The 1205-nt window shown below is 73.4% G+C and carries 2 protein-coding genes and 1 pseudogene; 1 reads left to right on the top strand and 2 read right to left on the bottom strand.

Annotated elements, in window-relative coordinates:
- Together G3I40_RS43505 and sigK are read right to left on the bottom strand one after the other, a co-directional pair.
- The coding region (locus G3I40_RS43505; RefSeq protein WP_164560312.1) for a zf-HC2 domain-containing protein at positions 1-298 on the bottom strand (298 nt) is incomplete at its 3' end.
- A complete protein-coding gene (sigK, locus tag G3I40_RS43500; protein ID WP_164560311.1) occupies positions 295-879 on the bottom strand; it encodes an ECF RNA polymerase sigma factor SigK in 585 nt (194 codons plus the stop codon). The genes G3I40_RS43505 and sigK, both read right to left, overlap by 4 nt.
- 148 nt (positions 880-1027) lie before the next feature.
- Between sigK and G3I40_RS47795 the strand changes: the two are divergent.
- Positions 1028-1205 (top strand): annotated as a pseudogene (locus tag G3I40_RS47795) (alpha/beta hydrolase); the annotation flags it as partial.

Genomic DNA, 1205 nt, shown 5'->3' with positions numbered 1-1205 from the left:
AGCGCGACAGCAGCCGTCGCCGGACGGCCGCGGGGCGCCCCGCCCGCGACTGCACCTGCTCCCGGGGCGACTCCTGACGCACCGTCGTGATCCGCTGCAGCACCTGCTCGCGCAGCGCGGCGCGGGGCGTGAGGGTCGCGGCGAGACCCAACCGGGCCGCGGTCGCGGTCAGTTCGGCGGTCTCCTGGGCGCACGCCGCGCAGTCCGCGAGGTGCCGCTCGAACGCGACGCGCTCCTCGTCGGACAGTGCATGCACCGCGTAGGCGCCGGTGAGGGTGTGCAGATCCGCCGTGTTCACGCGGTCACCCCCAGGCAGTCGCGCAGCCGGATGAGACCGTCCCGCAGCCGGGTCTTGACCGTGCCCAGGGGCACCGCCAGGGCCTCGGCGACCTGACGGTAGGTCAGCCCGCGGTAGTAGGCGAGCGAGACGGCCTGCCGCTGGATCTCGGTCAAGGTGCGCAGGCAGCGCCGCACCTGCTCCCGCTCCAGACGCGCCTCCACCTGTTCGGTGACCTCGTCGAAGTCGGGGGTGTGGTTCAGCAGCGCGGCCTTGTGGTCGCGCGCGGCGGCGGCCTCCACGGAGCGCACCCGGTCGATCGCCCGCCGGTGCGCCAGGGTGAGGATCCAGTTGATGGCGGTTCCGAGCTCGGAGCGGTAGCGCGGCGCGGTCCGCCACACCTCGACCAGGATCTCCTGCGCGACCTCCTCCGACTGCGCCCGGTCACGCAGGACGGCGCGCACGGTGCCGAGGACCGGCCCCATCACCATGTCGTACACCGAGGCGAACGCGTCCTCCTCACCGAGGGCGACACGTCCCACCAGCTCCTCGAGGTTCGGCTCGGCGGATGGATGTGTGCCGATGTACACGGCTTCTTTCACGGGGCCCTCCGTGGTCGGGAATCTCCATCTGTGATCCGGAGCCCGGACACCGGCGGATTGGTCCGGCGACCAAACCTTTCCCGGCACGATGACGAATGATCAGTACGGGGCGTCGGGCCACGGCACCGCGGCACCACGAGGAGGACGGATGACCGGCAACGAGCGGGGAGCGCCCGCACAGGCGAGGGGGCGGGGCGGAGCGCTGTTCGCGCTGCGCACTCCGCCCGGGCCGCGGGCCGCGGTGCTCTTCCTGCACGGCGGCCGGGCCGACAGCCGAGCCCCCGCACGGCCCTGGCACCTCGCGGCGCTGCGCATGCGGCCCTTCG

Origin of the sequence: Streptomyces sp. SID14478 (assembly GCF_010548525.1) — a bacterium.
GTDB lineage: Bacteria > Actinomycetota > Actinomycetes > Streptomycetales > Streptomycetaceae > Streptomyces.
This window is presented reverse-complemented; position numbering and strand designations above follow the sequence as displayed.